We start from the raw sequence: 25756 nt of genomic DNA on the forward strand, positions 1-25756 counted from the left end.
GGCTGAATATCTTCAGCCCGTCCGGCGTTTGAGGACGAACTCGGCGGAGCCGGTGATCACCGCCCTAGCCCGGCGCCAGCCGATACGCGTCCAGGGCCAGCGTCATCTCCATCAGGTCCCGCGGGCGCGCCAGCGATCGTGATGTCAGTTGTTCCAGGCGCCGCAAGCGGTTGAACACCGTGTTGCGGTGGCAGTACAGACGTCCCGCGGCCCGCCCCGCGGACCCCTCGCACAGCAACCACGCGTCCAGCGTCTCCAGGAGCACCGCCCGGTCGGCCGGCTCAAGGGCGAGGACCTCGCCGAAGACGTCCGACACCAGGCGGCCCGCCAGTTCCGGCTGGCTCACCACCAGGGCCGTCGGCATCCGCTGGTCGAGGCGGACGATGCCGGTCGCGTCCGGCGGGCACGTACGCAGCGCCAGTTCGGCCAGGCGCCGCGCGTGGCCCAGTTCGGAGAGGCCCGCCACGACAGGGCTGATGCCGCCCGGCCCCGGGCACCGCCCCTCAAGCGCGGCGGCCAGCTCGTCAAGGCCCTCCTCGTCGCCGAGCGCCACCACCCCCACCTCCCGGTCCGTCCGCATCCGCCAGACGAAGCGGAACCCGGCCCGCTGGATCTGCCGGTGGAACGCGGCCCGCCCGTCCCGCCGCTCGGCGCGCAGCACCACCACCGCGTACGGCCCGCGCTCCGGCAGGTCGAGACCCGCCGCCACCTGCGCGGCCAGGCCGGGTCCCGCCTGGCCCTCCAGGAGCGCGTCGAGCAGTGCCTGCAGCTGCTCGTCGGTGCGCCGCCGCAGCTCCATCTCCGTGGCCCGGTACGCGTCGGACGCGGCCGCCGCCTGCGCGTCGACCGCCGACCACACCATCGTCGCCGACCGCATCAGGACCGCCAGCTTCTCCGGGTCCTGCCCCTCGGTGCCTTCGAGCAGCGAGTCCCAGACCAGATAACCCGCGTTGCGGTACGAGTGCACCACCAGTTCGAGCGGCAGGCCCTGCTGGGCCCGGCGCTTTCCCGCCTCCTCCGCGTACTCCAGGTCCCGGCGCGGCGACGCCCGCGGCGCCGAGATGGTCTCGATGCCGATCCGCATCGCCTCCTCCGCCTCCCGCCACTGCTGGTCGTGCGGCAGGACCCGCGCGTACACCGGCGAGTGCTCGAAGAGCTGCCGCAGATGTTCGTCCACCAGATCGGGGATGCGGGGGAGCAGCGCGGCGCACGCCTCCTCGAGCACCTTCCAGTCATGGCCCGTACGAGGTCTGCGTCCGCTCATGAAACCCCCATCGCCGCCGGCGGCCGTGCTTCCGTGCTGCGGAGGATGCCATCGCCCGACCACCCCTGGCAGGCCCCTGACACGCGGTGTTGTGCCCGTGCACAACGGGCGGCCGGTCCCGCTGGTCACCCGCAGCGATTCGGAGACAGGCCGTGGACGGGCGGGCGCGGCGGTGCTGGGGTGAGCGCCACGCAGCGGGTCGTGCGGTGCCGGCGGCCGGGCGCAAGGAACAGGGCAGGCAGAGGACAGGGGGGTCCCAGGTGGGTGGTTCCGGACTGGTCGTACAGGACGCGTCGGTCGGATACGGACCGGTACGCGCACTGCGCCAGGTGTCGCTCGAAGTACCGGAGGGCGCCGTGGTCGCCGTCCTCGGCGGCAACGGCGCGGGCAAGTCGACGCTCCTGCGCGCCATTTCACGCACCCTCGGCTTTCACCGGGGGGCGCTCACCACCGGTTCCATCCACTTCGGCGGGCGGCGCATCGACGGATGGCACGCGGACCGGGTGGTCGCCGCAGGAGTCTCCCAAGTACCGGAAGGAAGGCAGGTGTTCGCCCGGATGACCGTCGCCGACAACCTGCGGGCGGGCGCGCTCGGCTCCGCGGGAAGCCGGGGCGCGAAGGCCACGGCCCTGAGCCGCGTCCACGAACTCTTCCCCGTGCTCGCCGAGCGCGCGGGCCAGCGGGCCGGGCTCCTCTCCGGCGGCGAGCAGCAGATGCTGGCGGTCGCCAGGGCGCTGATGGCCTCGCCGAAGCTGCTGCTCCTGGACGAACCCTCCCTGGGACTCGCCCCGTTGATGGCGGCACGCATCGCCGACACCATCCAGGAGATCAACACCCAGGGCACCTCGGTCCTCCTCGTCGAGCAGAACGCCGCCCTCGCGCTGCGCCTCGCGTCGAGCGCGTACGTCCTGGACGTCGGCGAAGTGGCTCTGGCGGGAGCGGCGGACGATCTTGCCGCCTCCGACGAGGTGCGCCGCCGCTACCTCGGGGTGGTCGACGAGACCGCCGCGGCCGATGCCTCGCGGGGTGTCGCCGCGCTGCCGGTGCTTGAGCGATGGGCGGGCCGGCGATGACCGAGAACCGTCCGGCGGTCGACACGACCCCGCGAGAAGAAGACGTACCCGCCCTGGAAGTGCGGGACCTGACCGTGCGGTTCGCGGGCCTCACCGCCCTCGACGCCGTCAGTTTCACCGTCAGGCCCGGCACCGTGCACGCCGTCATCGGACCCAACGGCGCGGGCAAGTCGACCTGCTTCAACGTCCTGTCCGGCGTGTACAAGGCCACCGGCGGCAGCGTCCGCCTCGGCGAGCACGAGCTCACGACGATGCCTCCGCACCGCATCGCAGGACTCGGCGTCGCACGGATCTTCCAGAACCTGGCCCTGCCCCCGCGCGCGACGGTAGCCGACAGCCTGATGCTCGGCCGCCACCGACTGACCCGCACCGGGTTCGTCGCGGCAGGTCTGCGCCTCCCGTCGGCCGCGCGCGAGGAGCGCCGGCATCGCGAACGGGTGCGTGAGATAGCGGCGTTCGTCGGCATAGAACATCAACTCCAGGCCCCGGCGGGCTCATTGCCGTACGGGCAGCAGAAACTCGCCGAACTGGCCCGTGCCCTGTGCATGGAGCCCCGGCTGCTCCTGCTCGACGAGCCCGTCGCGGGCATGACCGCCGACGAGCGGCAGCGCACGGCGGCCGTCATCGCGGGCGTCCGCGACAGCCTCGGAATCTCGATCGTCCTGGTGGAACACGACATGGGGGTGGTGATGCGGCTCGCGGACGCGGTGACCGTACTGGACTTCGGCAGGCGCATAGCGGACGGCGCCCCGGCGGCCGTGCAGAACGACCCGGCGGTCGTGCGCGCCTACCTGGGAGAGGAGGCCGCGTCGTGACCACCTTCGTCGAGCTCTTCCTCAACGGTCTCTCGATGGGCTCCGTCTACGCCCTCATCGCCCTCGGCTTCGTCGTCATCTTCCGGGCCACCGAGGTCGTGAACTTCGCGCACGCCTCGCTGCTCCTGGCCGGCGGCTACATCACCGCCACCCTCCACGACGACATCGGCTTCTGGGCGGCACTCGGCGTCGGCATCGCGGGCGCCGCCGTCGTCGGCGCGGCCATCGAGTTCCTGGTCATGCGGCGCTATCGCGGCTCCGACCACAGCGTCCTCGCCATCGTCACCATCGGCGTCGACATCCTGCTCACCACCGAACTCACCCGGCGCCTCGGCACCGACGTGCTCGCTCTCGGCGACCCCTGGGGCGACTCGGTGCTCACGATCGGGTCGGTCTCCATCGCGTACACGCGGATCGCCGCGTTCGTCGCCGCCGCGCTCCTCATCACCGTCTTCCTGCTCGCCTTCCGCTACACCTCCTGGGGCGTGGCGATGCGGGCCGCGGCGGAGAGCCCCGAGACCGCCGCCCTGATGGGCGTGCGCCTGGGCCGGGTCTCCCTCGGCGCCTGGGCGGTCGCGGGCGGGCTCGCCGCGGTCGCGGCACTCTTCCTCACCGTCTTCCCGACGCCGGGACTCGAACGGGCCACTTCGCTGGCCGCGCTCAAGGCGTTCCCCGCCGCGATCCTCGGCGGCCTCGACTCCACCACGGGCGCGCTCGTCGGCGGGCTCGTCGTGGGGGTCACCGAGTCGCTCGCCACCGGCTACCAGAGCGAACTCACCTTCCTGGGGCGGGGCCTCGGCGACCTCGCGCCCTACCTCGTGATGACCGTCATCCTCCTCATCCGGCCCGCCGGACTCTTCGGCACGAAGGAGCTCACCCGTGTCTGAAGTCCTGGCCCGCGGACGCGAGCTGCGCTCCCGCAACCGCACGAGGCTGACACGCCCGCGCACATACGTCTGGATCGCGGGGGCCGTGCTCCTGCTCGCCCTGCCCTTCTACCTCGACCGGTTCTGGCTCCAGGCGGGCCTGTTCGCCATGGCTGCCGCGATCGGCGCCATCGGCCTCAATCTCCTCACCGGCGCGACCGGCCAGCTCTCCATGGGACACGCCTTCTTCCTGGCGATCGGGGCGTACGGATACTGCGTCTTCGCGGGAGACGGCGAGGCCGGGCTCACCGGCCTCGGGCTCCCCACCTGGATCGCCGCCGCCCTGGCGGTGGGCGTTGCGGGGGTCGCGGGCGGGCTCTTCAGCCCCATCGCGGGACGCCTGCGCGGCGCCTACCTCGGCATCGCGACCCTCGCGCTGATCTTCATCGGGCAGCACGTGCTCTTCAACGCCCATGACCTGACCGGCGGCTCCAACGGACGTGACGTACCGCCCCTGAGCGTCTTCGGCATCACCTTCGACGACAGCGAGCTCGTCGTGGCCTCCGTGCCGTTCGGGGCGTCGGAGAAGCTCTGGTACGCCGGACTCGTCCTGCTCGTCGGCGGCGGACTCTTCGCCCGCGGCGTGCTGCGCGGGCGCCCGGGGCGGGCCATGAACGCCATCCGCGACCACCGCATCGCCGCCGGCGTCATCGGGGTGCCCGTCGCCCGCTACCGCGCGGGCGTCTTCGTCCTGTCGTCGATGTACGCGGGCCTCGCGGGGGTCCTCCTCGCGCTCGTCTTCCAGCGCACCGTGCCGGACTACTTCGGCATGGTGCTGTCCCTCGAATACCTCGCCATGATCGTCATCGGCGGCCTCGGCTCGGTGGCGGGCGCGGTGGCCGGTGCCGCCGTCGTCTCCCTGCTCCCGCAGCTCCTGACCCGGTACAGCGACGCGCTGCCCCTGGTCTCGGCCCCCGGCAGTGGCGGGATCACACCGGGCGAGGCGTCCCGGTATCTGTACGGCGCCGCCGTCGTGGCGGTGGTGCTGTTCCTGCCCGGCGGTCTGGCCAGCATCGCCGCCCGGCGCTCCAGGCCGAAGTCCGGCCACACTCCAGGGGAGGAACAATGAGTTCACGCAGGTTGAGAAGGGCCACCGCGACGGCGACAGCGCTCGCCGCACTGCTCGCGGTCGCGGGCTGCAGCTCGAAGGCGGGCGACAGCGAGGGCGACAAGGAGGGCGCGGGCGGGGTCAAGGCCGGTGCCGGCGTCTCCGCCAAGACGATCGATCTCGGTGTGCTCACCGACATGACCGGCGTCTACGCGACCCTCGGCAAGAGCGTCACCCAGGCCCAGCAGCTCTACGTCAAGCAGACCAACGCCGACGGCGGCATCTGCGGCCGCAAGCTGAAGCTGACCGTCCGCGACCACGGCTACGACCCCCAGAAGGCGGTCGCCGCGTACACCGAGCTTGAGCCGGACGTCCTGGGCTTCGCCCAGTTCATCGGCTCGCCGTTCGTCGCCGCGGTCGAGCAGCGGGTCGACGCCGACAAGGCGCTCGTCCTGCCGCAGGCCTGGTCGGCCAATCTCCTGGGCAGCCCGTACGTCCGGGTCGTCGGCTCGACGTACGACCTGGAGACGATCAACGCGATCGACTTCCTGATGAAGGAGAAGGGCCTGAAGAAGGGCGACAAGCTCGGGCATGTCTACTTCGAGGGCGACTACGGCGAGAACGCCCTGCAGGGCTCGAAGTACATGGCGAAGAAGTCGGGCCTCACCGTCGTCGAGCAGAAGATCAAGGCGACCGACAACGACATGACGGCGCAGGTCGCGGCCCTGAAGAAGGCGGGCGTGAAGGGCATCGTCATCAGTGCGGGGCCCCGGCAGGCGGCTTCGCTGGTCGGTGTCGCGGCGGCGGGCAGGTTCGACGTGCCGATCATCGGCAACAACTCGGCGTTCGCCCCCCAGCTCCTGGGGACGCAGGCGGGCCCGGCCCTGGCCAAGAACTACTACGTGGCCTCGCCGACCCTCCCGATCGGCGCCGACACCGCCGCGGCGAAGAAGCTGGTCAGCGACTACAAGGCGGCCTACCCGAAGGACTCCCTGGACAACGGCGTGACCGCCGGCTGGACCGCGGCGTCCATCTTCGGCGAGGCCCTGAAGAAGGCGTGCGAGAGCAAGGACCTCACGCGTGAGGGCGTCGACAAGGCGCTCCTGACCATCAGCGACTACGACACGGGCTTCGGCGTCTCGCAGGACTTCAGCGACCCCAAGGCCCCGTCCTCGAAGGAGAGCGTCATCCTGCGCCCCGACAAGAGCGCGACGGGCGGCATGAAGGTGGTCCGCGAGCCGGGCGCCGCGGACGCGGTGGAGGGCTACACGGCGGGAAGCTGAGCGATTTTAGCCCGTCCGGCATTTGAGGACGAGCCCGAAGGGCGACAGACGGCAAGCGAAGGGGGGCCCGCACCATCTGGTGCGGGCCCCCCTTCAAACCGTTCAAGCGCCGCTACGGCAACTGCGCCGCCCGTGCCTCGCGCCGGTTCCCGCGGAAGTTGTTCACCCGGCGGGCCGTGGCGAAGAGCGGGATGACCGCGCCGAGCACCAGCTGCAGCGCACAGCCGGTCTGCAGCAGCAGCTGGCCGCCCGGAGCCTCGAAGGCCCAGGCCGCGAGCAGTCCCATCGCCGCGACGATCCACGCGAGCATCGCCACCGCGAGCGGGCCCCGCGGCTTGGGGTACTCGACCCGGCTGACCATGAGCCACGCCGTACCGATGATCGCGAGGAGCGTCGCCACGAAAGGCAGCTCCAGGAGCACGATCGAGACGACCGTGAGGGCGCCGAAGGGCGAGGGCATGCCCTGGAAGGTGCCGTCCTTCACGGTCACGCAGCTGAACCGCGCAAGCCTCAGCACCACCGCCAGGAGCACGACGATCGCTCCGACCGCGGCCACTCTCTGGTGCGCGTCGTCGGCGACCATGCCGTAGACGAGCACGAAGTACGCGGGGGCCAGACCGAAGCTGATCAGGTCCGACAGGTTGTCGAGCTCCGCGCCCATCGGCGAGGACCGCAGCTTGCGCGCCACGAGCCCGTCGAAGAGGTCGAAGACCGCCGCGCAGAGCATCAGGATCACGGCGGTCGCGGCGGAGTGCCGCGCCATGCCGCTTTCGTTGCTGCCCTGCAGGTGCGGGATGAGGATGCCGGTGGTGGTGAAGTACACCGCCATGAACCCGCACGTGGCGTTACCGAGCGTGAGGGTGTCCGCTATCGAGAGGCGGAGTGAGAGAGGCATCTCCTCGTCGGCCTCGTCCTCGGCCGCCTCGGGCACCCAGCCCGCTTGTGTCTCAGGATCAACCACGGTCAATTCGAGTCACCCCAGCCACGGTCTTCTGACCGACCTCGACATCCACGTCGACACCCTCGGGGAGGTAGATGTCCACACGGGAGCCGAAGCGGATCAGGCCGATCCGTTCACCTTGCTCCACCTTCGTGCCCTGCGGCACGTAAGGAACGATGCGTCGCGCGACCGCGCCCGCGATCTGGATCATCTCGATGTCACCGAGCTCGGTGTCGAAGTGCCAGACAACGCGCTCGTTGTTCTCGCTCTCCTTGTTGAACGCCGGGACGAACCCGCCGGGGATGTGCTCCACGGACGTCACCGTGCCCGCCAGGGGCGCGCGGTTGACGTGGACGTTCAGCGGGCTCATGAAGATCGCGACGCGGGTGCGCCCGTCCTTCCACGGCATGATGCTCTGCACCACACCGTCGGCCGGCGAGATGACCCGGCCCTGGGTGATCTCACGCTCGGGGTCGCGGAAGAACCACAGCATGCCCGCCGCCAGAGCGGTGACGGGTACAGCTACGGCCGCGGCGCCCTTGGAGCGACGCGCGCGGGCGAGGCTGAGTGCCGCGGTGGCGACAGTCGGCAGGAGCCACGGCGATGCTCCGCGCGCAAGGCGTACGCCAGCGAGGCTGTCGCGTGGTGCAGAGGTTTGGCTGTGGGGCATGGATGACCTTCGTAGCGGATGATGCCGCGCATGAACGGGGGACGGCGGCTTTTTCCGGATGGTATCGGTTGCGAGCCACAACTGGGCAAGCCAGGAAGCGGAGTCGACGGCCGAAGAGTGCTGACAGGGTGTGACCTTCTTCTCGACGAAACCGCCCCAAAGCGGGCATTTAGCCCTGGAGTCGATACTCTTCGAGCAGTCGGCGCCCAATGATCATCTTCTGGATCTCGGCGGTACCTTCACCGATCAACAGCATCGGAGCCTCACGGTACAGGCGCTCGATCTCGTACTCCTTCGAGAAGCCGTAACCGCCATGAATCCGGAACGCGTCCTCTACGACTTCTTTGCAGTATTCGGAGGCGAGGTACTTCGCCATCCCTGCTTCGAGGTCGTTTCGTTCCCCGGAGTCCTTTTTGCGTGCTGCGTTCACCATCATCGCATGGGCGGCCTCGACCTTGGTAGCCATCTCGGCCAGCTTGAACTGGATCGCCTGGTGCTGAGCGATCGCCTTGCCGAAAGTGTGACGTTGCTGGGCATACGAGACACCGAGCTCAAATGCACGCTGAGCGACACCGCAGCCACGCGCCGCGACATTTACCCGACCGACTTCGACGCCGTCCATCATTTGGTAAAAACCGCGACCGGTTTCCCCGCCGAGTACGCGATTGGCCGGAATTCGTAGCCCGTTCATGACGAGTTCGGTCGTGTCGACGCCCTTGTAACCCATCTTGTCGATCTTGCCGGGGATGGTGAGGCCGGGCCGGACCTCTCCGAAACCGGGCTCCTTCTCCACGAGGAAGGTCGTCATCGACTTGTGGGGCGCCGTGCCCTCGGGGTGTCCTTCGTCACTCCGGCACAGAACGGCGACCAGCGTGGACGTGCCGCCGTTCGTGAGCCACATCTTCTGACCGTTGAGGACGTACTCGTCGCCTTCCTTGACGCCCTTGGACGTGATCGCCGACACGTCGGAGCCGAGCCCGGGCTCCGACATGGAGAACGCGCCGCGCACCTCGCCGGCCGCCATGCGGGGCAGGAAGGTGTCCTTCTGCTCCTGTGTCCCGTGCTGCTTGAGCATGTAGGCCACGATGAAGTGGGTGTTGATGATGCCGGAGACCGACATCCAGCCACGCGCTATTTCCTCGACGCACAGGGCGTACGTGAGCAGCGACTCGCCCAGACCGCCGTACTCCTCCGGGATCATGAGCCCGAAGAGGCCCAACTCCTTGAGGCCGTCGACGATCGCTTGCGGGTACTCGTCGCGGTGCTCCAGCTCCGTGGCGACCGGAATGATCTCCTTGTCGACGAAGTCCCGGACGGTGGAGAGGATCTCCCGCTGGATGTCCGTGAGACCTGCGGTCTGCGCGAGTCGGCTCATGGCTACTTCTCCTGCTGCTTGAGTTCGGGGCGGCCGGGCTGCTCGCCGCCGCGCTCCTTGATGTACGTCTCGGTGGGGACCATCACCTTGCGGCGGAACACGCAGACCAGCGTGCCGTCCTGCTTGTAGCCCTTGGTCTCCACGTAGACGATCCCGCGGTCCGACTTGGACTTCGACGGCGTCTTGTCCAGGACCGTGGTCTCGCCGTAGATCGTGTCGCCGTGGAAGGTCGGCGCCACGTGCTTGAGCGACTCCACCTCCAGGTTGGCGATCGCCTTGCCCGAGACGTCCGGCACGGACATGCCCAGAAGCAGCGAGTAGATGTAGTTCCCCACGACGACGTTCTTCCCGAAGTCCGTCGTCTTCTCCGCATAGTTGCTGTCCATGTGGAGGGGGTGGTGGTTCATCGTCAGGAGGCAGAAGAGGTGGTCGTCGTACTCGGTGACCGTCTTTCCGGGCCAGTGCTTGTAGACGTCCCCGACGGTGAACTCTTCGTAGGTGCGGCCGAACTGCATCGTCAGGCCTCCGGGATCTCGAACTTGGAGGTCCGGGTCATGCCCGCGGCGCGCCCCTTGCCGGAGATGACGAGCGCCATCTTGCGGCTCGCCTCGTCGATCATCTCGTCGCCGAGCATCGCGGAGCCCTTCTTGCCGCCCGCCTCGGAGGTGCAGTAGTCGTACGCGTCCAGGATCAGCTCGGCGTGGTCGAAGTCCTCCTGGGAGGGCGAGAAGACCTCGTTGGCGGCGTCGACCTGGCCGGGGTGCAGGACCCACTTGCCGTCGAAGCCGAGCGCGGCGGCGCGGTTCGCGACCTCGCGGTAGCCGTCGACGTTCTTGATCTGGAGGTAGGGGCCGTCGATCGCCTGGAGGTTGTTGGCGCGGGCGGCCATCAGGATCTTCATCAGGATGAAGTGGTAGGCGTCAGCCGGGTAGCCGGGCGGCTGCTCGCCGACGACCAGGGACTTCATGTTGATGGACGCCATGAAGTCGGCCGGGCCGAAGATGATCGTCTCGACGCGCGGCGAGGCCTGCGCGATCGCGTTGACGTTGTTCAGGCCCTGCGCGTTCTCGATCTGCGCCTCGATGCCGATCTTGCCGACCTCGAAGCCCATCGTCTTCTCGATCTGCGTCAGCAGGAAGTCGAGCGCCACGACCTGGTCCGCGCTCTGCACCTTCGGCAGCATGATGCAGTCGAGGTTCTGGCCCGCGCCCTCGACGACCGTGACGACGTCGCGGTACGTCCACTCGGTCGTCCAGTCGTTGACGCGCACCACCCGCGTCTTGCCCGTCCAGTCGCCCTCGTTGAGGAACTTGACGATGGTGTGCCTGGCCTCCGGCTTGGCGAGCGGCGCGCAGGCGTCCTCCAGGTCGAGGAAGACCTGGTCGGCGGGGAGGCCCTGGGCCTTCTCCAGGAAGCGGGGGTTCGAGCCGGGAACCGCCAGACACGAGCGGCGCGGGCGCAGGCGGTTGATGGGCGCGGTCATGCGGGGACCTCCAGAGGGTCGAGCTTGTTCGCTTTCCGGATCTCGTCGACGATACGGCCGATGATCTCGGTGATACCGAAGTCCTTGGGGGTGAAAACGGCGGCGACACCCGCCGCCTTCAGGTCCTCGGCGTCGCTGTTGGGGATGATGCCGCCCGCGATGACGGGGATGTCGGGCGCGCCCGCCTCACGCAGGCGCACGAGCACGTCCGGCACGAGCTGGGCGTGCGAGCCGGAGAGGATCGAGAGGCCCACGGCGTGCACGTCCTCGGCCAGGGCGGCGTCGACGATCTGCTCGGGGGTGAGCCTGATGCCCTGGTAGACCACCTCGAAGCCGGCGTCACGCGCACGCACCGCGATCTGCTCGGCCCCGTTGGAGTGCCCGTCAAGGCCCGGCTTGCCGACCAGGAAGCGCAGCTTGCCGGTGCCGAGGTCGGCGGCGGTCCTTGCGACCTTGTCCCGGACCAGGGCGAGCGGCGTGCCCGCCTCCGCGGTGACGGCCACCGGGGCGCTGGAGACGCCCGTGGGCGCCCGGAACTCCCCGAAGACCTCCCGCAGGGCCCCGGCCCACTCTCCGGTCGTCACACCGGCGCGTGCGCACTCCAGGGTGGCTTCCATGAGGTTGCCGGTGCCCGCGGCGACCTCCTTGAGCTTCTCCAGGGCCTTGCAGGGCCGCGGGTGGTTGAACGGGGGCTGGTAGCGGGTGTCGCGCCAGGTGCCAAGGGCCTTCACGACGCGGTTCTCGACGGCGGGGTCGACCGTCATGATCGCGGTGTCCAGGTCCGCGGTGAGCGGGTTCGGCTCGGTCGACTCGTAGGCGTTGACGCCGACGATCTTCTCGTCGCCCGACTCGATGCGCGCCCTGCGCTCGGCGTGCGAGGAGACCAGCTGCGACTTCAGGTAGCCGGACTCGACGGCGGCCATCGCGCCGCCCATCTGCTCGATGCGGTCGATCTCGGCGAGCGACTCCTCGACGAGGGACTCCACCTTGGCCTCGATGACGTGCGAGCCCGCGAAGATGTCCTCGTACTCCAGGAGATCGCTCTCCAGGGCGAGCACCTGCTGGATGCGCAGCGACCACTGCTGGTCCCACGGCCGGGGCAGGCCCAGGGCCTCGTTCCAGGCGGGAAGCTGCACGGCACGCGCGCGTGCGTCCTTGGAGAGCGTGACGGCCAGCATCTCCAGGACGATGCGCTGGACGTTGTTCTCGGGCTGCGCCTCCGTCAGGCCGAGGGAGTTGACCTGCACGCCGTAGCGGAAGCGGCGCTGCTTGGGGTTGGTGATGCCGTACCGCTCACGCGTGATCCGGTCCCAGATGCGGCCGAACGCCCGCATCTTGCACATCTCCTCGATGAAGCGGACGCCCGCGTTCACGAAGAAGGAGATACGGGCGACGACGTCACCGAACTTCTCCGGCGGCACCTGCCCGGAGTCGCGCACGGCGTCGAGCACGGCGACGGCGGTGGACATCGCGTAGGCGATCTCCTGCACCGGCGTGGCCCCGGCCTCCTGCAGGTGATAGCTGCAGATGTTGATCGGGTTCCACTTGGGGATGTTCGCCACCGTGTACGTGATCATGTCGGTGGTCAGGCGGAGGGAGGGCCCCGGCGGGAAGACGTGCGTCCCGCGCGAGAGGTACTCCTTGACGATGTCGTTCTGTGTCGTCCCCTGGAGCTGCGTGATGTCCACGCCCTGCTCCTCCGCGACCACCTGATAGAGCGCCAGGGTCCACATGGCCGTGGCATTGATCGTCATCGAGGTGTTCATCTGGTCCAGGGGGATGTCCTGGAAAAGACGCCGCATGTCCCCGACGTGCGAGACGGGGACGCCGACCCGGCCGACCTCGCCGCGGGCGAGGATGTGGTCCGGGTCGTAGCCCGTCTGCGTGGGCAGGTCGAACGCGACCGAGAGGCCCGTCTGACCCTTGGCGAGGTTGCGACGGTACAGCTCGTTGGACGCCTCGGCCGTGGAGTGACCGGCATAGGTCCGCATGAGCCACGGCCGGTCCTTCTGACGCTCTGTCATGTGCGAACCCTCAGCCCTCAGACGTTGCGGAAGCGGTTGATGGCGTCGATGTGCTGCGCGCGCTTCTCGTGGTCGCGCACGCCCAGGCCCTCACGGGGCGCGAGGGCGAGGACGCCGACCTTGCCCTGGTGGAGGTTGCGGTGCACGTCGTAGGCGGCCTGGCCGGTCTCTTCGAGGGAGTAGACGCGGGAGAGCGTGGGGTGGATCTTGCCCTTGGCGATCAGGCGGTTGGCCTCCCAGGCCTCGCGGTAGTTCGCGAAGTGCGAGCCGATGATCCTCTTCAGGGACATCCACAGGTAGCGGTTGTCGTACTCGTGGTTGTAGCCCGACGTCGAGGCACAGGTGACGATCGTGCCGCCCTTGCGCGTGACGTAGACCGAGGCACCGAAGGTCTCGCGGCCGGGGTGCTCGAAGACGATGTCGACGTCCTCGCCGCCGGTCAGCTCGCGGATGCGCTTGCCGAAGCGCTTCCACTCGCGGGGGTCCTGCTCGTGCTCGTTCTTCCAGAACTTGTAGCCCTCGGCGTTGCGGTCGATGACCGCCTCGGCGCCCATGGCCTCGCAGATGGCGGCCTTCTCCGGGCTGGAGACGACACAGATGGGGTTGGCGCCGCCGGCCAGGGCGAACTGGGTGGCGTAGGAGCCGAGGCCGCCGCTGGCGCCCCAGATCAGGACGTTGTCGCCCTGCTTCATGCCGGCGCCGTTGCGGGAGACGAGCTGGCGGTAGGCGGTGGAGTTCACCAGGCCGGGCGATGCGGCCTCTTCCCAGCTCAGGTGGTCCGGCTTGGGCATGAGCTGGTTGGACTTGACCAGGGCGATCTCGGCGAGCCCGCCGAAGTTGGTCTCGAAGCCCCAGATGCGCTGCTCGGGGTCGAGCATCGTGTCGTTGTGGCCGTCCGAGGACTCCAGCTCGACGCTCAGGCAGTGCGCGACGACCTCGTCGCCGGGGTTCCAGGCGTTCACGCCGGGGCCGGTGCGCAGCACGACGCCCGCGAGGTCGGAGCCGATGATGTGGTACGGCAGGTCGTGGCGCTTGGTGAGCTCGCTCAGGCGGCCGTAGCGCTCCAGGAAGCTGAAGGTGGAGACCGGCTCGAAGATCGAGGTCCACACGGAGTTGTAGTTGACCGAGGAGGCCATCACGGCCACCAGGGCCTCGCCCGGGCCGAGTTCGGGGACGGGCACGTCGTCCAGGTGGATCGACTTGCGGGGGTCCTTGTCGCGGGTCTCGAGCCCGGCGAACATCTCCGCCTCGTCCTTGTGCACGGTGATCGCGCGGTACGAGTCGGGCAGGGGGAGAGCGGCGAAGTCGGCGGCCTTGGAGTCCGGCGACTGGATCGCGTCCAGGATTTCCTTCACGGTTTTGCCTCCGGCGAAGTGCGGGCCCCCTTTGAGGGGACCACGCTCTTGAGGGTTACGTCGGGTGCTGCTGGTGCTTGTGAGGGTGTGCCGTCGGTTCGGCGAAGGTGTTGCTCGGCAGCGCTTGGTGTGGCGCGGGAGGTTGCCTGTGACGCAGGCGTCCGGGCACACGAGCCGTGGCTTGTGGGGACAGCCGGCGTACGAAGGTTCTCTGCACGCCGGCCGCCCGGACAACATCAACGTATGACACCGCGTGCCAGTGAGCAAGACACTGAGTGCCATCAATTTTTGATGGATGATCGATCAGTGCAGGTCAGAGGGTGTGGTGGCATGGCAGAGGGGGCGCTACCCGTGGGTAGTGCCCCCTCAAAAGCCCAGGAGAAAAAGGTGGAAAACGGGATCTACTGCTCCCGCAGCGCCTTCTCGATCGTCCGCATGATCTCGTCCAACGGTGCGTCCGTCCGTGCCACGGTGACCAGCACATCGCCTCCGGTGCTCACCGAGGCCGCCGGAGCGGTGGTGGAGTCGCGCCCCGCCCCGATGCCGGAACCGAACGTCCTGCGGACGATGGCGAAGGCGTGGTCCAACTGGGTCTCCACGTCGCCCTGGCCGCCCGCGCGCAGCCAGCGCCGGAGGACGTGGTTGTGGGCGGTCACCACCGCCGACGCCGCGACCTCCGCGAGCAGCGGATCGTCGTTGCCGTCGTGGTGGGCCTGCTCGTCGAAGTGGCCGAGCAGATAGCGCGTGAAGAGCCGTTCGTAGCGGGCCACCGAGGCGATCTCGCGCTCGCGCAGCGTGGGTACCTCACGGGTCAGGCGGTAGCGCTCGACGGACACCGCGGGCGAGGCCGCGTACATCTTCATGACTTCCTTGATGCCCCGGCACACGGTGTCCAGCGGGTGCTCGTGCGGCGGCGCCGCGTTCAGGACCGCTTCCGCCCGGATCAGGGTGTCGTCGTGGTCCGGGAAGATCGCCTCTTCCTTGGAGCGGAAGTGCCGGAAGAAGGTCCGCCGGGCGACGCCTGCCTGCGCGGCGATCTCGTCGACCGTCGTCGCCTCGTACCCCTTGGACGCGAAGAGCTCCATCGCGGCCGCCGCCAGCTCCCGGCGCATCTTGAGCCGTTGGGCGGCGGCGCGGCTGCCGGCCGCGCTCTCCGGAGCGTCGGGCGTAGCGGGCGTACGTGAGGACTTGGCGGCCTTGGGCATGACCCGAACGTACTGCATATGCGCAGCCGAGTGTTCCCGTGGGACGGGGCTGCCCGACGGTTCGAGCAGCCCGCCCCAGTGCGTGCGCGGTCTTCCCTCAGGCGCGCCCCCGTCCGATCCCGGCTTACCGCCGCGCATATTCGCGGAAGCCGCGGCCGGTCTTGCGGCCGAGGCAGCCCGCGGCCACCAGGTGTTCGAGCAGCGGAGCGGGGGCGAGACCCGGGTCGCGGAACTCGCGGTGCAGGACCTTCTCGATGGCGAGCGAGACATCCAGGCCGACGACGTCCAGGAGCTCGAAGGGGCCCATGGGGTAGCCGCCGCCGAGCTTCATCGCGGCGTCGATGTCGTCGAGCGTCGCGTAGTGCTCCTGGACCATCTTGACCGCGTTGTTGAGGTAGGGGAACAGGAGCGCGTTCACGATGAAGCCCGCGCGGTCGCCGCAGTCCACCGGGTGCTTCTTGATGGTCGTGCAGACCTGGCGCACCGTCGCGTGCACGTCGTCGTCCGTGAGGACCGTGCGGACCACCTCGACCAGCTTCATCGCCGGTGCCGGGTTGAAGAAGTGCATGCCGATCACGTCGCCGGGGCGCGAGGTGGCCCGGGCGCAGGCGACGACCGGCAGCGACGAGGTGGTGGTCGCCAGGATCGCGCCCGGCTTGCAGACCTTGTCGAACGCCGCGAACAGCTGCTGCTTGATCTCCAGGTCCTCGGCGACCGCCTCCAGGGCCAGATCGACGTCGGCGAACGCGTCGTACGTACCCGCCGGAACGATCCGGTCCAGCGTCTTGGCCGCGGTCTCCGCCGTCATCCGCCCCTTGTCGACGGAGCGCGAAAGCGACTTGGCGATACGGGACTTGGCCTTCTCCGCCTTCTCCTCGCTGCGTGCGGCGAGCACCACGTCGTAACCGGCCTTGGCGAACACCTCGGCGATGCCGGACGCCATGGTCCCCGAGCCCGCGACGCCGACCGAGCGGACGGTGCGCCCGCCGGTCCGCCGGCCGTCCTCGGACGGGGTCAGCGCGTCGCGCACGACGGTCGAACTGCCCGGCGCTGCTGTCTTGTCGTATGAGTAGAATCCACGCCCCGACTTGCGGCCGGTCAGGCCCGCTTCGCTGAGCTGCTTGAGGATGGGGGCGGGCGCGTGCAGACGGTCATGCGACTCGGAGTACATCGCGTCCAGGACCGTGCGGGCGGTGTCGACGCCGATCAGGTCGAGCAGGGCCAGGGGCCCCATGGGCAGGCCGCAGCCGAGTCGCATCGCCGCGTCGATGTCCTCGCGGGACGCGTACTTGGCCTCGTACATCGCCGCTGCCTGGTTGAGGTAGCCGAAGAGCAGGCCGTCGGCGACGAATCCGGGCCGGTCGCCCACCGCGACGGGCTCCTTGCCGAGGGCGTAAGCGAGGTCGGTGACGGAGGCGACCGCGGCGGGCGCGGTCAGCACGGACGACACGACCTCGACCAGCTTCATCGCCGGTGCCGGATTGAAGAAGTGCAGGCCGAGGACCCGCTCGGGGCGCTGGGATTCGGCGGCGAGACGGGTCACGGACAGCGCGTTCGTGCCGGTCGCGATGATCGTCCCGGGGCGCACGACGTCGTCGAGTTCACGGATCAGCTGCTGCTTGATCTCGTACGACTCCGGGGCGACCTCGATCACCAGGTCGGCGTCGGCCGCGGCCTGCAGGTCGGTGAACGTACGGATACGGGCGAGCGCGTCACGCCGCTCGTCCTCGGTGAGCTGCTCGCGGCGCACGGCTCGCGCGGTCGACGACTCGATGGCGGACACCGCCTGGGCGCCCGCGGCCTCGCTGATGTCGATGCCGATGACCTCGCGTCCCGCGCGGGCCAGGACCTCGGCGATGCCGGTGCCCATCGTGCCGAGACCGATCACGGCGACGGTGTTCAAGGGAGTGTCCATGGGTGGACTCCAGGAAGTGAGTGACGACTGAGGGGCGCACGCGGTGCGCGGCGACGGCGGCGCGGCGTACGGAGGGGAGCTGCTGCGTGTCGTGACCGGGCGGCGAAGAGCGCACGCCCGTGAGGAGTCGACCGGCCCTGTCCCGGAGCCGCGTCGTACTGGATGGAGCTGAGGTGCTCGAAGCACCGAACCGACAAGCACTCGCAGCAGCTGCGTCACCAGGCCGCTGCGAGGAAAGAAAACTGCTGACGAGGAGTGTGCCCCGCTCACTTGAGATTAACCGGCGAGTAACGAGCGCGCCAGTCCCCGGGGTTTGTGATCTGCATCGCGGATAGGCTCCCCGCATGGACGTGGAGTTGCGCACGGTGACGGAACGCTTACGCCGCGAGGCAGGGGTCTCGGAGAGTTACGAGAGGCTGGTCGCGACCGGCGATATTGAGGAACTCGCGGAGGTGCTCGTCGGGGCGGGCCAGCCGTTGTGGGCACGGGAACTGGCGGCCGTCCGGCTCGGCACCGCCGGCGACCGCCGGGCCTTCGAAGCCCTGGTGCTGCTTCTGAACCACCGGGATCCCTCGCGGTGCGCGGCCGCCGCGTACGCCCTGGCCAGGCTGCGTGACCCGCGTACGGCGCGAGCGGCAGCCGCCCTGGCCACCAATGAGCTGCGCATCGCCTACGCCCTGCACCCGGTGCGTCTGCTCACCGAGCTGCGCGCGCCGGAATCGGCGCCCGCCCTCATCACCACGCTGGGGCGCAGACTCGCCCCGCACGATCCGTACGGGAAGATCGCGCTGGCCTGCGTGGAGGGCCTGGGTGCGCTGGGGGACCCGCGTGCCAGGCCCGTACTCACGCAGGCGTGCGGCTTCCCGCGGCTCGCGGCGGCGGCGTCCGCGGCCCTGGCCCGGCTGCCCGCCTAGCCTCCCGCGGCCGGGCGGGGTTCACAGAACGGCGTACCCCTCTATCTCCATCAGGAACTTCGGCGAGACCAGCGCGGAGACCTGGACCGCGGAGGAGGCGGGGAGGTGCGCGGGGTCCATATAGGTGTCCCGTGCGGCCCGGATGTCGGTCATGTAGGCCATGTCCGTGACGAAGTACGTCAGTTTCACGACGTCCCGGAAGCTGCCGCCCGCGGCCACCAGGCAGTGCCACAGGTTGTCGAACACCTGCCGCGCCTGCGCCGCCGGGTCCTCCTCGCCGACAAGCTGTCCGTCCTTGTCCAGGGGCAGTTGACCTGAGATGGCGACGAAACGGCCGGTTCCCATGACCACGTGCGTGTACTGGGTGGCGGGGAAGACGCCGTCGGGGGCGTTGATGCGGGTGAGTCGGCTCATGTGGTCATCCTGGACCATGCCTCTGACAAATGCCTTGGCGGGCTTGCCCATTGGCGATCACAGCAGGGTGAGCTGAGTGCCGCCGGGTGGGGCGGGGGCGGGCCCGGCCTGCTCCGGTACGCGGATGCGGCGGGCGGCGTCCGCACGCGCGGGTCCGATGCCGAACTCCTCCGCCAGTTCGTGCACTTGGCGGGTGATCCGGCGCTGGTACCACTTGGGTGCGTAGGCCCCTTCCGCGTACAGCCGCTCGTAACGCCGCACCAGATACGGATGGTGCCGCTCCAGCCAGGCCATGAACCACTCGCGCGCGCCGGGCCGCAGATGCAGCACGAGCGGTGTCACGGAGGTGGCACCCGAGGCGGCGATGGCCCGCACGGTCGCCCGCAGCTGCTCGGGCCTGTCCCCGAGGAACGGGATCACGGGCGCCATCAGCACGCCGCACCCGATGCCGTGCTCGGTCAGGGTCCGTACGGCATCAAGGCGTCGCTCCGGAGCGGGCGTGCCCGGCTCGACGGTGCGCCACAGCTCCTGGTCGACGAAGCCGACGGACACCGAGATCCCGACGTCCGTGACGGCGGCTGCCTGCTTCAGGAGTTCCAGGTCGCGCAGGATCAGCGTGCCCTTCGTGAGGATGGAGAAGGGGTTCGCGTGATCGCGCAGGGCGGCGATGATGCCGGGCATGAGGCCGTAGCGCCCCTCGGCCCGCTGGTAGCAGTCGACGTTCGTGCCCATCGCGATGTGCTCGCCGTGCCAGCGCGGCGAGGCGAGCTGGCGGCGCAGCAGATCGGGGGCGTTGACCTTGACCACGATCTGGCTGTCGAAGCCGAGCCCGGTGTCCAGGTCCAGATAGCTGTGCGTCTTGCGCGCGAAGCAGTACACGCAGGCGTGTGAGCAGCCCCGATAGGGATTGACCGTCCACTCGAACGGCATGCGTGACGCCCCCGGCACCCGGTTCACGATCGATCTCGCCCGGATCTCGTGAAAGGTGATCCCACGGAACTCAGGGGTGTCGAAGGTCCTCGTGGTAACCGCGTCCGCGCCGAACAGCGCGGCATCCGCGACACCCCGTACCGGACCGTCGGCGAGGTTCTCCCAGCGCATGACGCCTCCTCGGTAGCACTGACCACAGAATAGAACATACGTTCCCTTGATCGCGCGACCTGGTATCGCGGAGACCCCGATTTGAGGGCCCGGTGGCCAGGGTGGTTGGCTTTCCGCGAACCACCCCCGAACAACCGAGTGCTGGAGGAAGTGCCATGGCGCAGGTCGAGGCGACCACGGAGCGGATCATCGCGGCGCGGCCGGAGGACGTCTTCGACGCACTCGCCGACTACGCGAACGTGCGCCCGAAGATCCTGTCGGAGCACTTCAGCGAGTTCGAGGTGCGCGAGGGCGGCGACGGCGACGGGACGCTCGTCCACTGGAAGCTCCAGGCGACCAGCAAGCGGATCCGCGACTGCCTCCTCGACGTCTCCGAGCCGACCGACGGGCAGCTCGTCGAGAAGGACCGCAACTCCTCCATGGTCACCACCTGGACCGTGACCCCGGCGGGCGAGGGCAAGGCGCGCGTCGTCGTCTCCACCGTGTGGAACGGCGCGGGCGGCATCGGCGGCTTCTTCGAGAAGACCTTCGCCCCCAAGGGTCTCGGGCGCATCTACGACGAGGTGCTCGGCAAGCTCGCGGGGCAGGTCGAGAAGTAACCCGACCGCTGGCCGGCCCTCAACTCCGGTAGCCCATCAGGGTTGTTGTCACGCTCACCGTTTCGAGTGGTTTTCTGTTCGGGCCAGTTGTACGGCGTAGGGCTCCCACCGGCGCATACGTGTGCCGGACCCCGCGCAGGGGCGACTCGTCGCGCTTGCTCGCAGTTGTCGCGTAATGCGAGAAATGTGCGGCGCAGGTGCGACGAGGGGAGCAGGACGTGGGCGGCACGACGCTGGTGAAGGGCGCCGAACTGGGGGAACCGGTGGCGGTCGTGGCGCCCGACGGGCCCCGCGAGCCGCCACCGCCGCAGCGGCACGGGTCGGCGGCTGACGGGCTCAGCCCGGCACGGGTCCGGATGGTCTTCGTCGGGCTCATGCTCGCCCTGCTGCTCGCCGCCCTGGAGCAGATGATCGTCGCCACCGCGCTCCCGAAGATCGTCGGTGAGCTGCACGGCCTCGACAAGATGTCCTGGGCGATCACCGCCTACCTCCTGACGTCCACCGTCGGGCTGCCCATCTACGGCAAGCTCGGGGACCTCTTCGGACGCAAGGGTGTCTTCCAGTTCGCGATCATCATCTTCATCGTCGGCTCGGCGCTCGCCGGTTGGTCGCGGACGATGGACCAGCTCATCGCCTTCCGCGCCCTCCAGGGCGTCGGCGCGGGCGGCCTCATGATCGGCGTACAGGCGATCATCGCGGACATCGTGCCGCCACGGGAACGCGGCCGCTACATGGGCCTCATCGGCGCCGCCTTCGGCCTCGCGTCGGTCGCCGGACCCCTGCTCGGCGGGTTCTTCACCGACCACGTCACCTGGCGCTGGTGCTTCTACTTCAATGTGCCCTTCGGGCTCGTCACCCTCGCCGTCGTCAGCTTCGTGCTGAAACTGCCCAAGCCCACGGCCAAGGCCCGACTCGACGTCCTCGGCGCCCTGTTGCTCACCTCCGCGTCCACCTGCCTGGTCCTGCTGACCAGTTGGGGCGGCACCGAGTACGAGTGGGGCTCGCGCGTCATCCTGGGGCTCGCGGCCGGGGCCGTCGCCTCGATCGTGCTCTTCGTCGTCGCCGAGCGCTTCGCCGCAGAACCGATCATTCCGCTGCGCCTGTTCCGCGACCCGGTCTTCAACGTCACCGCCGTCGTGGGCATGGTCGTCGGCGTCGCCCTCTTCGGAGCCGCCAGCTATCTGCCGACCTTCCTGCAAATGGTCGACGGTGCGAGCGCCACCGAGTCCGGACTGCTCATGCTGCCGATGATGGGCGGCGTCGTCGGCGCCTCGATCCTCTCCGGCCAGCTCATCAGCCACACCGGGCGCTACAAGATCTATCCGGTGATCGGCGGCATCCTGTCCGTCATCGGCATGTATCTGCTCTCCCGGCTCGAAGTCGACACGCCCCGGCTGCACTACAGCATCTGGATGGCCGTCCTGGGCGCGGGCGTCGGCCTCGTCATGCCGGTGCTCATCCTCGCCGTGCAGAACGCGGTGCGCCCCGCCGACCTCGGCACCGCCACCAGCGCCAACAACTACTTCCGGCAGATCGGCGGCAGTGTCGGCGCCGCGATCTTCGGCACGCTCTTCGCCGACCGCCTCGCCGACTCGCTGAGCGACCGCATCCCGGCCGGAGCGGGCCTGCCCGACCCCGAGGCCATCACCCCGCAGCTCGTCCACGCGATGCCCGCAGCGCTGCGCGACGGCTACATCCAGGCGTACGCCGACGCGATGCCGCGGATCTTCCTGTACCTGGTGCCGGTGCTCGTACTCGGCATGATCATCACCTTCCTCCTCAAGGAGACACCCCTGTTGTCCAGTGCAGCAGCGTCCCAGGACGCTCCCACGGCAGAGCCCACGACCGTCCCGCAGGCCCGTGCCTCGTACGCCGCCGGGGTGCCCGTCTGCGGCACCGTGCAGCACCCGGACGGCACCGTCGTGCCCCGCGCCGCCCTCACCCTCATCGACGTCGGGGGGCAGCAGATCGGCCGCGGCGCGAGCGGCGACGACGGGCGGTACGCGCTCTCCACGCCGGGCCCGGGATCGTTCGTCCTGATCGCGGCCGCGGGCGGCCACCAGCCGCAGGCGGTCACCGTCACCGTGGGGGAGCGGCCCGTGGAGCTCGACGTGGTGCTCGGCGGCGCCGGGCGCCTGGCGGGCAGCGTCGTCACCGCCGACGGCACCCCGGTCAGGGACGCCGCGGTGACCCTCACCGACGTACGGGGCGAGGTCGTGGCGAGCACCCGCAGCGGGCGCGAGGGCGGCTACGTCATCACGGAGTTGGTGGCCGGCGAGTACACCCTCGCCGCCAGCGCCCCCGCCTTCCGCCCGGCGGCCCTTCCCGTCTCCGTACAGGCATCGCGCGAGACCCGCCAGGACGTCGAGCTCGCGGGCGGCGCCGTCCTGCGCGGGACCGTGCGGGCCAGCGGCGGGCGGCCCGTGGAGGACGCGCGCGTGACGCTGCTCGACGCGGCGGGCAACGTCGTGGACACCCTCACGACCAGGGAAGACGGCACGTTCCGGTTCATCGATCTGTCGTCCGGCGAGTACACGGTCATCGCCGCGGGTTACCCGCCGGTCGCCACCGTGCTCCAGGTCGCGGGCGGCGGGCGCACGGAGCGGGATCTCCAGCTGGGGCACGAGGACTAGAGCCTGGTGGGGCGGGCGGCGGAGGCCCGGCGGGCGGGCGGCGCGAAATACCCGCCGGAGGCGCTCCTGTGCGCCCAATTCCCTTATTGCACCGCACGGCAACCTGCGCCGGTCGTACGGTGGTTGAGGGCGGCGCAGGGCCTTCGCGGTGCCGCCGGAAGGAGCGTTCGCCATGGAATACGGCAGCCCGGGCGGGCCGGTGGCGCAGCCTGCCATGGCCGGCCGGATCCCACTCGCCGTGGTCGTCGTCGACGGCGCCGGTTCCGTCTCCCACTGGAGCACCGGCGCGCGCAAGCTGTTCGGGTACTCCAGGGAAGAGGCCGTCGGAAGCCCGGCGGGCGACCTGCTCCCGGTGTCGGGCGCGATTCCGGAGGAACACGCCAACTTCGGTGTGTACGACGGCCTGGGCCCCGACCTGGAGACCTCCCTCGACGGACGCATCTCCTACCCCGCGGCCGGGCGCGCGCGGCTCTCCGTGCCCGGCGGCGAGAACCACCGCGTGGACGTCCTGTGGTGGGCGTATCCGCTCGTCGGCCCCGGCCCCGAGCGGCTGCTCGTGCTCGCGGCCGACGCCGACCGCCTTGCCGACGAGGAGGGCGGGGACCCGGGCCAGGTGGAGCGCATAGCACCGGGATTCGCCCTGCACACGGACTTCCCCGGAGCGGACGAGCTGGCGCGCCGGCTTCCCGAGATCCTGCCCAGCATGAGCGTGGGCGAGAGCTCCCGCATCGTGGCGCAGATCCTCGAACTGGGCTATCCCGTCCTTGAGTTCAGCAAGCACGACCGGGTGCCCGTCACCCCCGACTGGGGCGTGCCGCGGCGCACCGAGCGCAAGGAGCGCAGGCTGCGCGCCCAGCAGGCCGCCGCCGAAGGCATCACCCCCGGGCCGGGCACGCCCGACGAGGGCCAGGACCTCGAGTACGCGGCGGTGCGCGAGCACCTGGAGTTCTTGAACGAGGTCAGCGGGCGCATCGGCTCGTCGCTCGACCTCTCCCGGACGATCATCGAGGTCAGCCGGGCCGTCGTGCCCCGCTTCACGGATGTCGCGGGCACCTACCTGCGCGAACAGGTCGTCGCCGGTGAGGGCTTCCCCGAGGGGCCGCCGGACGAGACGACGATGTGGCACCGGGTCGCCGTGGAGCACACGGACGAGCCGGGCCGCTGGGACGACGTCGTGCCCGTCGGCGAATCCATGCCGTTCCCCTCGCACACGCCGTTCTTCCAGTGCATGACCTCCGGCGATCCGGTCCTCGTGCCGCGCATCACCGAGGAGATGGGCAACGCGATCGCCTCGCAGTTCGAGAAGCGCGACATCCGCCCGCTCATCAACCACCGCTCGATGCTCGTCGTGCCCCTCAAGGCCCGCAATGTGGTGCTCGGATTCATGATCCTGCTGCGCCACCGGGAGCGGCCCGTCTTCAACGACATGGACCGCGTCACCGGCGCCGAACTCGCCGCCCGCGCCGGCCTCGTGCTCGACAACGCCCGCATGTACACCTACCAGGAGAGCGTCGCCGACACCCTCCAGGACAGCATGCTGCCGCACATCGAACCGCGCATGACCGGCTGCGACATCGCCACGCGCTATCTGCCGGGCACGCTCCTGGGCCGGGTCGGCGGCGACTGGTTCGACTCCGTGAAACTGCCCGGATCGCGCACGGCGCTCGTCGTCGGCGACGTGATGGGCCACGGCCTCAACTCGGCGGCGATGATGGGCCAGTTGCGCACCGCCGTGCAGACCATGGCCGCCCTTGACCTGCCTCCCGCGCAGCTCCTGCGCAACCTCGACGACCTGGCGCAACGGCTCGGCGAGCACTACCTCGCGACCTGCCTGTACGCGGTCTACGACCCCATAGCGAGCGAGCTGCACCTCGCCAACGCGGGACACATCCCGCCCGTCCTGGTCCGCGCCGACGACGGCCGCAGCGAGCTCCTGGACCTGCCGACCGGCGCGCCCATCGGCGTCGGCGGTGTGCCCTTCGAGGCGGTCACCGTCCGGGTGGCGCCCGGCGACCGGCTCCTGATGTGCACCGACGGCCTCGTCGAGGTGCGCGGCGAGGACATCGGCGTCGGCCTGGCCACGCTCACCGAGTCCGCCGCGCATCCGGCGGCCTCCATGGACGACGCCTGCGACACCATCATCCGGGCGCTCAACACACGCGGCGGACGCAAGGACGACGTGGCGCTCCTGATGGCACGCCTGAACGGCGTCGCGGACGAGGACGTCGCGAGCTGGCGGCTCGCGCTCGACCCGAGCGAGGTGAGCAGGGCCCGCGACCTGGTGCGCGGCCAGCTGATCAGCTGGTCCCGCCAGAGCCAGTCGGAGACCGCCGAGCTCTTGGTCAGCGAGCTCGTCACCAACGCCGTACGGCACTCGCGCGGACGCCGCGTCGAGCTCCGTCTCGTCCGCTCCGGGACCACGCTGATCTGTGAGGTCGAGGACGACGACCACACCCTGCCGACACTGCTGAACGCGGGCCCCCGCGACGAGTTCGGGCGCGGCCTGCGGATCGTCAGCGTGCTCGCCAAGGAGTGGGGGACCAGCCGTACGTCGTCCGGCAAGACCGTGTGGTTCGAGCTGGCGCCGCCTCGCACGGGAAGGGGCTGAGGGGGCAACGGGGGCGCACGCCGGGCGGGAATGCGCTGAAGTCGCGGTGAATGCTCGCGCCGGTGACTTGTCCGTGCACTCCGGGCGCGGTAGACCGATCTTGCCGTCGGC

At 69.8% G+C, this 25756-nt stretch carries 21 protein-coding genes; 9 read left to right on the forward strand and 12 right to left on the reverse strand.

Annotated elements, in window-relative coordinates; genetic code table 11:
• Positions 1 to 64 precede the first annotated feature (64 nt).
• Positions 65 to 1264, reverse strand: a complete 1200-nt coding sequence (locus ACWFR3_RS28620) for a PucR family transcriptional regulator (RefSeq protein ID WP_453737529.1) — start codon at positions 1262 to 1264, stop codon at positions 65 to 67.
• 260 nt (positions 1265 to 1524) lie between these two features.
• Here ACWFR3_RS28620 and ACWFR3_RS28625 point away from each other — a divergent pair, with 260 nt between their 5' ends.
• The 5 genes from ACWFR3_RS28625 to ACWFR3_RS28645 are packed head-to-tail and all read left to right on the forward strand — an operon-like array spanning position 1525 to position 6409.
• Positions 1525 to 2337: an ABC transporter ATP-binding protein gene (locus ACWFR3_RS28625; protein ID WP_453737530.1), complete on the forward strand. Its 813-nt coding sequence runs from the start codon at positions 1525 to 1527 to the stop codon at positions 2335 to 2337.
• Entirely contained in the window at positions 2334 to 3152 is an 819-nt protein-coding gene (locus tag ACWFR3_RS28630) for an ABC transporter ATP-binding protein (protein ID WP_453737531.1), read from the forward strand. Before ACWFR3_RS28625 ends, ACWFR3_RS28630 begins: the two co-directional genes overlap by 4 nt.
• The gene (locus ACWFR3_RS28635; RefSeq protein WP_453737532.1) at positions 3149 to 4039 is read left to right on the forward strand and encodes a branched-chain amino acid ABC transporter permease; all 891 of its coding nucleotides are present in this window, start codon (positions 3149 to 3151) and stop codon (positions 4037 to 4039) included. The genes ACWFR3_RS28630 and ACWFR3_RS28635 overlap by 4 nt, the downstream gene beginning before the upstream one ends.
• Positions 4032 to 5147, forward strand: coding sequence for a branched-chain amino acid ABC transporter permease (locus ACWFR3_RS28640; RefSeq protein ID WP_453737533.1), 1116 nt, complete (start codon positions 4032 to 4034; stop codon positions 5145 to 5147). The genes ACWFR3_RS28635 and ACWFR3_RS28640 overlap by 8 nt, the downstream gene beginning before the upstream one ends.
• Complete coding sequence (locus ACWFR3_RS28645) at positions 5144 to 6409, forward strand: ABC transporter substrate-binding protein (RefSeq protein WP_453737534.1); 1266 nt, start codon at positions 5144 to 5146, stop codon at positions 6407 to 6409. Before ACWFR3_RS28640 ends, ACWFR3_RS28645 begins: the two co-directional genes overlap by 4 nt.
• Positions 6410 to 6521: 112 nt before the next feature.
• Here the strand turns inward: ACWFR3_RS28645 and pssA are convergent, their stop codons facing one another.
• From pssA to ACWFR3_RS28690, 9 genes are all read right to left on the reverse strand, one after another.
• Positions 6522 to 7376 (reverse strand): CDP-diacylglycerol--serine O-phosphatidyltransferase, encoded by an 855-nt coding sequence (pssA, locus tag ACWFR3_RS28650; protein ID WP_190080876.1) that lies wholly within the window; start codon positions 7374 to 7376, stop codon positions 6522 to 6524.
• Positions 7363 to 8019: a phosphatidylserine decarboxylase gene (locus ACWFR3_RS28655; protein WP_453737535.1), complete on the reverse strand. Its 657-nt coding sequence runs from the start codon at positions 8017 to 8019 to the stop codon at positions 7363 to 7365. Before ACWFR3_RS28655 ends, pssA begins: the two co-directional genes overlap by 14 nt.
• 169 nt (positions 8020 to 8188) lie before the next feature.
• Positions 8189 to 9394, reverse strand: coding sequence for an acyl-CoA dehydrogenase family protein (locus ACWFR3_RS28660; protein ID WP_453737536.1), 1206 nt, complete (start codon positions 9392 to 9394; stop codon positions 8189 to 8191).
• A gap of 2 nt (positions 9395 to 9396) precedes the next feature.
• Positions 9397 to 9909, reverse strand: a complete 513-nt coding sequence (locus ACWFR3_RS28665) for a MaoC family dehydratase (RefSeq protein ID WP_398022693.1) — start codon at positions 9907 to 9909, stop codon at positions 9397 to 9399.
• 2 nt (positions 9910 to 9911) lie between these two features.
• Entirely contained in the window at positions 9912 to 10877 is a 966-nt protein-coding gene (locus ACWFR3_RS28670; protein ID WP_383316132.1) for an HpcH/HpaI aldolase/citrate lyase family protein, read from the reverse strand.
• Positions 10874 to 12901: a methylmalonyl-CoA mutase family protein gene (locus tag ACWFR3_RS28675; RefSeq protein ID WP_453737537.1), complete on the reverse strand. Its 2028-nt coding sequence runs from the start codon at positions 12899 to 12901 to the stop codon at positions 10874 to 10876. The genes ACWFR3_RS28670 and ACWFR3_RS28675 overlap by 4 nt, the downstream gene beginning before the upstream one ends.
• A gap of 17 nt (positions 12902 to 12918) precedes the next feature.
• Entirely contained in the window at positions 12919 to 14256 is a 1338-nt protein-coding gene (ccrA, locus tag ACWFR3_RS28680; protein WP_453737538.1) for a crotonyl-CoA carboxylase/reductase, read from the reverse strand.
• A 401-nt stretch (positions 14257 to 14657) separates the two neighbouring features.
• On the reverse strand, positions 14658 to 15461 hold the full coding sequence (locus ACWFR3_RS28685) for a TetR family transcriptional regulator (protein ID WP_453737539.1): 804 nt from the start codon (positions 15459 to 15461) through the stop codon (positions 14658 to 14660).
• Between the two features lie 124 nt (positions 15462 to 15585).
• Positions 15586 to 17376, reverse strand: a complete 1791-nt coding sequence (locus tag ACWFR3_RS28690) for a 3-hydroxyacyl-CoA dehydrogenase family protein (RefSeq protein ID WP_453737540.1) — start codon at positions 17374 to 17376, stop codon at positions 15586 to 15588.
• Between the two features lie 344 nt (positions 17377 to 17720).
• On the opposite strand from ACWFR3_RS28690, the gene ACWFR3_RS28695 reads away from it, so the two are divergent.
• The gene (locus ACWFR3_RS28695) at positions 17721 to 18290 is read left to right on the forward strand and encodes an adenylosuccinate lyase (RefSeq protein WP_453737541.1); all 570 of its coding nucleotides are present in this window, start codon (positions 17721 to 17723) and stop codon (positions 18288 to 18290) included.
• Positions 18291 to 18311: 21 nt separating this feature from the next.
• Here the strand turns inward: ACWFR3_RS28695 and ACWFR3_RS28700 are convergent, their stop codons facing one another.
• On the reverse strand, positions 18312 to 18704 hold the full coding sequence (locus tag ACWFR3_RS28700) for a RidA family protein (RefSeq protein ID WP_453737542.1): 393 nt from the start codon (positions 18702 to 18704) through the stop codon (positions 18312 to 18314).
• A 57-nt stretch (positions 18705 to 18761) separates the two neighbouring features.
• Complete coding sequence (locus tag ACWFR3_RS28705) at positions 18762 to 19805, reverse strand: Rv2578c family radical SAM protein (RefSeq protein ID WP_453737543.1); 1044 nt, start codon at positions 19803 to 19805, stop codon at positions 18762 to 18764.
• Between the two features lie 155 nt (positions 19806 to 19960).
• Between ACWFR3_RS28705 and ACWFR3_RS28710 the strand changes: the two genes are divergently transcribed.
• The 3 genes from ACWFR3_RS28710 to ACWFR3_RS28720 all read left to right on the forward strand — a co-directional run bounded on the left by ACWFR3_RS28710 (position 19961) and on the right by ACWFR3_RS28720 (position 25645).
• Positions 19961 to 20404, forward strand: a complete 444-nt coding sequence (locus ACWFR3_RS28710; protein WP_453737544.1) for an SRPBCC family protein — start codon at positions 19961 to 19963, stop codon at positions 20402 to 20404.
• Between the two features lie 218 nt (positions 20405 to 20622).
• On the forward strand, positions 20623 to 23037 hold the full coding sequence (locus ACWFR3_RS28715) for an MFS transporter (protein WP_453737545.1): 2415 nt from the start codon (positions 20623 to 20625) through the stop codon (positions 23035 to 23037).
• Positions 23038 to 23209: 172 nt separating this feature from the next.
• The gene (locus ACWFR3_RS28720) at positions 23210 to 25645 is read left to right on the forward strand and encodes a SpoIIE family protein phosphatase (RefSeq protein ID WP_453737546.1); all 2436 of its coding nucleotides are present in this window, start codon (positions 23210 to 23212) and stop codon (positions 25643 to 25645) included.
• Positions 25646 to 25756: the final 111 nt, after the last annotated feature.

The organism is Streptomyces sp. NPDC055189 (genome assembly GCF_053606765.1).

Coding starts and splice junctions, on each gene's coding strand:
- ACWFR3_RS28670 (WP_383316132.1), bottom strand. CDS start 10,877: ATGACCGCGCCCATCAACCGCCTGCGCCCGCGCCGCTCGTGTCTGGCG.
- ACWFR3_RS28705 (WP_453737543.1), bottom strand. CDS start 19,805: ATGCGCTGGGAGAACCTCGCCGACGGTCCGGTACGGGGTGTCGCGGAT.
- ACWFR3_RS28630 (WP_453737531.1), top strand. CDS start 2,334: ATGACCGAGAACCGTCCGGCGGTCGACACGACCCCGCGAGAAGAAGAC.
- ACWFR3_RS28660 (WP_453737536.1), bottom strand. CDS start 9,394: ATGAGCCGACTCGCGCAGACCGCAGGTCTCACGGACATCCAGCGGGAG.
- ACWFR3_RS28665 (WP_398022693.1), bottom strand. CDS start 9,909: ATGCAGTTCGGCCGCACCTACGAAGAGTTCACCGTCGGGGACGTCTAC.
- ACWFR3_RS28645 (WP_453737534.1), top strand. CDS start 5,144: ATGAGTTCACGCAGGTTGAGAAGGGCCACCGCGACGGCGACAGCGCTC.
- ACWFR3_RS28690 (WP_453737540.1), bottom strand. CDS start 17,376: ATGGACACTCCCTTGAACACCGTCGCCGTGATCGGTCTCGGCACGATG.
- ACWFR3_RS28655 (WP_453737535.1), bottom strand. CDS start 8,019: ATGCCCCACAGCCAAACCTCTGCACCACGCGACAGCCTCGCTGGCGTA.
- ACWFR3_RS28720 (WP_453737546.1), top strand. CDS start 23,210: ATGGAATACGGCAGCCCGGGCGGGCCGGTGGCGCAGCCTGCCATGGCC.
- ACWFR3_RS28685 (WP_453737539.1), bottom strand. CDS start 15,461: ATGCCCAAGGCCGCCAAGTCCTCACGTACGCCCGCTACGCCCGACGCT.
- ACWFR3_RS28620 (WP_453737529.1), bottom strand. CDS start 1,264: ATGAGCGGACGCAGACCTCGTACGGGCCATGACTGGAAGGTGCTCGAG.
- ACWFR3_RS28700 (WP_453737542.1), bottom strand. CDS start 18,704: ATGAGCCGACTCACCCGCATCAACGCCCCCGACGGCGTCTTCCCCGCC.
- ACWFR3_RS28675 (WP_453737537.1), bottom strand. CDS start 12,901: ATGACAGAGCGTCAGAAGGACCGGCCGTGGCTCATGCGGACCTATGCC.
- ACWFR3_RS28710 (WP_453737544.1), top strand. CDS start 19,961: ATGGCGCAGGTCGAGGCGACCACGGAGCGGATCATCGCGGCGCGGCCG.
- ACWFR3_RS28695 (WP_453737541.1), top strand. CDS start 17,721: ATGGACGTGGAGTTGCGCACGGTGACGGAACGCTTACGCCGCGAGGCA.